This is a genomic window from Micromonospora humida (genome assembly GCF_016901255.1).
GTDB classification, from domain to species: Bacteria; Actinomycetota; Actinomycetes; order Mycobacteriales; family Micromonosporaceae; genus Micromonospora; species Micromonospora wenchangensis.
This window is the reverse complement of record NZ_JAFEUC010000030.1, coordinates 1-5,195: the sequence shown is the minus strand read 5'-3', so window position 1 is coordinate 5,195 and position 5,195 is coordinate 1. Positions and strand designations below refer to the sequence as shown.

The 5,195-nt window shown below is 57.6% G+C and carries 2 rRNA genes; both read left to right on the top strand.

From position 1 onward, the window contains the following. Positions 1-49: 49 nt before the first annotated feature. A 16S ribosomal RNA gene (locus JQX11_RS31865) occupies positions 50-1,564 on the top strand. 396 nt (positions 1,565-1,960) lie between these two features. Beyond that, positions 1,961-5,073: ribosomal RNA gene (locus JQX11_RS31860) — 23S ribosomal RNA — on the top strand. Together the 16S and 23S rRNA genes form the textbook arrangement of a ribosomal RNA operon. Positions 5,074-5,195 lie beyond the last annotated feature (122 nt).

Genomic DNA, 5,195 nt, shown 5'->3' with positions numbered 1-5,195 from the left:
GGATTCCTTTGGCAACACTTTTGTTGTCAGGATGCTGTTCAACAGGTTTTTGTTGGAGAGTTTGATCCTGGCTCAGGACGAACGCTGGCGGCGTGCTTAACACATGCAAGTCGAGCGGAAAGGCCCTTCGGGGTACTCGAGCGGCGAACGGGTGAGTAACACGTGAGTAACCTGCCCTAGGCTTTGGGATAACCCTCGGAAACGGGGGCTAATACCGGATATGACCTTGCCCTGCATGGGGTTTGGTGGAAAGTTTTTCGGCCTGGGATGGGCTCGCGGCCTATCAGCTTGTTGGTGGGGTGATGGCCTACCAAGGCGACGACGGGTAGCCGGCCTGAGAGGGCGACCGGCCACACTGGGACTGAGACACGGCCCAGACTCCTACGGGAGGCAGCAGTGGGGAATATTGCACAATGGGCGGAAGCCTGATGCAGCGACGCCGCGTGAGGGATGACGGCCTTCGGGTTGTAAACCTCTTTCAGCAGGGACGAAGCGCAAGTGACGGTACCTGCAGAAGAAGCACCGGCCAACTACGTGCCAGCAGCCGCGGTAAGACGTAGGGTGCGAGCGTTGTCCGGATTTATTGGGCGTAAAGAGCTCGTAGGCGGCTTGTCGCGTCGACCGTGAAAACTTGGGGCTCAACCCCAAGCCTGCGGTCGATACGGGCAGGCTAGAGTTCGGTAGGGGAGACTGGAATTCCTGGTGTAGCGGTGAAATGCGCAGATATCAGGAGGAACACCGGTGGCGAAGGCGGGTCTCTGGGCCGATACTGACGCTGAGGAGCGAAAGCGTGGGGAGCGAACAGGATTAGATACCCTGGTAGTCCACGCTGTAAACGTTGGGCGCTAGGTGTGGGGGGCCTCTCCGGTTCCCTGTGCCGCAGCTAACGCATTAAGCGCCCCGCCTGGGGAGTACGGCCGCAAGGCTAAAACTCAAAGGAATTGACGGGGGCCCGCACAAGCGGCGGAGCATGCGGATTAATTCGATGCAACGCGAAGAACCTTACCTGGGTTTGACATGGCCGCAAAACTTCCAGAGATGGGAGGTCCTTCGGGGGCGGTCACAGGTGGTGCATGGCTGTCGTCAGCTCGTGTCGTGAGATGTTGGGTTAAGTCCCGCAACGAGCGCAACCCTCGTTCGATGTTGCCAGCGCGTTATGGCGGGGACTCATCGAAGACTGCCGGGGTCAACTCGGAGGAAGGTGGGGATGACGTCAAGTCATCATGCCCCTTATGTCCAGGGCTTCACGCATGCTACAATGGCCGGTACAATGGGTTGCGATGCCGTGAGGTGGAGCGAATCCCAAAAAGCCGGTCTCAGTTCGGATCGGGGTCTGCAACTCGACCCCGTGAAGTCGGAGTCGCTAGTAATCGCAGATCAGCAACGCTGCGGTGAATACGTTCCCGGGCCTTGTACACACCGCCCGTCACGTCACGAAAGTCGGCAACACCCGAAGCCGGTGGCCCAACCCTTGTGGAGGGAGCCGTCGAAGGTGGGGCTGGCGATTGGGACGAAGTCGTAACAAGGTAGCCGTACCGGAAGGTGCGGCTGGATCACCTCCTTTCTAAGGAGCACCATCCGGTGAAAGCCGGTATGGAGCCCGCGCTGCCCGAATGTGGTGGTGGGGTGCTCAGATGGCGGAGACACTGGCAAGTTTTTCCCTGGCAACGGCCGGGACACCTAGTACAGCTGCTCTTCGGGGTGGTGGGAACGGTTCCTCTTGGTGCGGCTGGTGGAGGGATGTAGGCACCCTGTTGGGTCCTGAAGGAACAACCTGAGGGTTGTTGTTTCGGAGGACTGTTCTGGAGCGTGAGCTTCGGTGGTCTGCCAGGCATGGCCTGGTCTCGCATACCGGATTCTGTTCTGCCTTGCGGGGTGGGGTGGGGTTGCTGGTGTGGGGCTTTCGGGTTGTGGGTTGGTTGTTTGTTGAGAATTGCACAGTGGACGCGAGCATCTTTGTGGTCAAGTTGTCAAGGGCGAACGGTGGATGCCTTGGCACCAGGAGCCGATGAAGGACGTGGGAGGCCGCGATAGGCCTGGGGGAGCTGTCAACCAAGCTGTGATCCCAGGGTGTCCGAATGGGGAAACCTGGCACCAGTCATGTGGTGTCACCCGCACCTGAACACATAGGGTGTGTGGGGGGAACGCGGGGAAGTGAAACATCTCAGTACCCGTAGGAAGAGAAAACAATGTAGTGATTCCGTGAGTAGTGGCGAGCGAAAGCGGATTGAGGCTAAACCGGTTGCGTGTGATACCTGTCAGGGGTTGCGTGGTCGGGGTTGTGGGACCCTGCTGAATGAGCTGACACTTGTTCGAGGAGTTATAAAATCAGTGGCTAGCCGAATGGTGTGGAAAAGCCAACCGTAGTCGGTGAGAGTCCGGTAGGTGAAAGTTGCTGATCTTCTGTGGGTGTTCCCGAGTAGCGGCGGACTCCTGAAATCTGCCGTGAATCTGCCAGGACCACCTGGTAAGCCTAAATACTTCCTGGTGACCGATAGCGGACGAGTACCGTGAGGGAATGGTGAAAAGTACCCCGGGAGGGGAGTGAAATAGTACCTGAAACCGTTCGCCTACAATCCGTCGGAGCCTTGCGGGGTGACGGCGTGCCTTTTGAAGAATGAGCCTGCGAGTTAGTGGCATGTGGCGAGGTTAACCCGTGTGGGGGAGCCGTAGCGAAAGCGAGTCTGAATAGGGCGTCGTAGTCGCATGTTCTAGACCCGAAGCGGAGTGATCTAGCCATGGGCAGGCTGAAGCGCGGGTAAGACCGCGTGGAGGGCCGAACCCACCAACGTTGAAAAGTTGGGGGATGACCTGTGGTTAGGGGTGAAAGGCCAATCAAACTCCGTGATAGCTGGTTCTCCCCGAAATGCATTTAGGTGCAGCGTCGTGTGTTTCTTGCCGGAGGTAGAGCACTGGATGGTCTAGGGGGCCTACAAGCTTACCGAAATCAGCCAAACTCCGAATGCCGGTAAGTGAGAGCGCGGCAGTGAGACTGCGGGGGATAAGCTTCGTAGTCGAGAGGGAAACAGCCCAGATCACCAGCTAAGGCCCCTAAGCGTGTGCTAAGTGGAAAAGGATGTGGGGTCGCATAGACAACCAGGAGGTTGGCTTAGAAGCAGCCACCCTTTAAAGAGTGCGTAATAGCTCACTGGTCAAGTGGTTCCGCGCCGACAATGTAGCGGGGCTCAAGCACACCGCCGAAGCTGTGGCATTCACATTTTAATCTCGCTTGGACTTGATTCCTTGTGCAGGTGTGTGGATGGGTAGGGGAGCGTCGTGCCGGGGGTGAAGCAGCGGGGTGACCTAGTTGTGGACGCGGCACGAGTGAGAATGCAGGCATGAGTAGCGAAAGAAGGGTGAGAAACCCTTCCGCCGGATGACCAAGGGTTCCAGGGCCAGGCTAATCCGCCCTGGGTGAGTCGGGACCTAAGGCGAGGCCGAGAGGCGTAGTCGATGGACAACGGGTTGATATTCCCGTACCCGCGAAGGAGCGTCCCTGATGAACCTCGTTGTGCTAACCACCCGAGCCAGCCTAGACCTTCGGGTTGAGGTTGGGGAGCGTGGGAACCTGGCGGGTAGTAGTCAAGCGATGGGGTGACGCAGGAAGGTAGCTGAGCCCGGCCGGTGGTTGTGCCGGGGTAAGCGTGTAGGCCGTGCCGTAGGCAAATCCGCGGTGCATTGAGGCTGAGACGTGATGCCGAGCCGATTCAGGTGAAGTCAGTGATCCTATGCTGCCGAGAAAAGCCTCTAGCGAGTTTCGAGCGGCCCGTACCCCAAACCGACACAGGTGGTCAGGTAGAGAATACCGAGGCGATCGGGCGAACTGTGGTTAAGGAACTCGGCAAATTGCCCCCGTAACTTAGGGAGAAGGGGGGCCGGAGACGTGAAGCCCCGTGCGGGTGGAGCGTTGTATGGCCGCAGAGAGCAGGGGGAAGCGACTGTTTACTAAAAACACAGGTCCATGCGAAGAAGTAATTCGATGTATATGGACTGACGCCTGCCCGGTGCTGGAACGTTAAGGGGACCTGTTAGCTCTTTCGGGGGCGAAGCGGAGAACTTAAGCGCCAGTAAACGGCGGTGGTAACTATAACCATCCTAAGGTAGCGAAATTCCTTGTCGGGTAAGTTCCGACCTGCACGAATGGCGTAACGACTTCCCCACTGTCTCAACCACAGGCCCGGCGAAATTGCAGTACGAGTAAAGATGCTCGTTACGCGCGGCAGGACGGAAAGACCCCGGGACCTTTACTATAGCTTGACATTGGTATCTGAATGGACTTGTGTAGGATAGGTGGGAGCCGGTGAAACCTGTACGCCAGTATGGGTGGAGGCAATCTTGAAATACCACTCTGGTTGATTTGGGTATCTAACTTCGGACCGTTATCCGGTTCAGGGACAGTGTCTGGTGGGTAGTTTAACTGGGGCGGTTGCCTCCTAAAGGGTAACGGAGGCGCCCAAAGGTTCCCTCAGCCTGGTTGGCAATCAGGTGTTGAGTGCAAGTGCACAAGGGAGCTTGACTGTGAGACTGACAGGTCGAGCAGGGACGAAAGTCGGGACTAGTGATCCGGCACTTGCGTGTGGAAGCGGTGTCGCTCAACGGATAAAAGGTACCCCGGGGATAACAGGCTGATCTTCCCCAAGAGTCCATATCGACGGGATGGTTTGGCACCTCGATGTCGGCTCGTCGCATCCTGGGGCTGTAGCAGGTCCCAAGGGTTGGGCTGTTCGCCCATTAAAGCGGTACGCGAGCTGGGTTTAGAACGTCGTGAGACAGTTCGGTCCCTATCCGCCGTGCGCGTAGGATACTTGAGAAGGGCTGTCCCTAGTACGAGAGGACCGGGACGGACGAACCTCTGGTGTGCCAGTTGTCCCGCCAGGGGCACGGCTGGTTAGCTACGTTCGGAAGGGATAACCGCTGAAAGCATCTAAGCGGGAAGCCTGCTTCAAGATGAGGTATCCCACCCCACTTTGTGGGGGTAAGGCCCCCAGCTAGACGACTGGGTTGATAGGCCGGAAATGTAAGCTCGGTAACGGGTTGAGTTGACCGGTACTAATAGGCCGAGGACTTGACTACGAATATGCTACGCGTCCACTGTGCAACTCTGAACAAACACCAAACAACCCCCCACAGTGTGGGTGTGTGTGTTGTTTGATATGTTCATAGTGTTACGGCGGTCATGGCGGAGGGGAAACGCC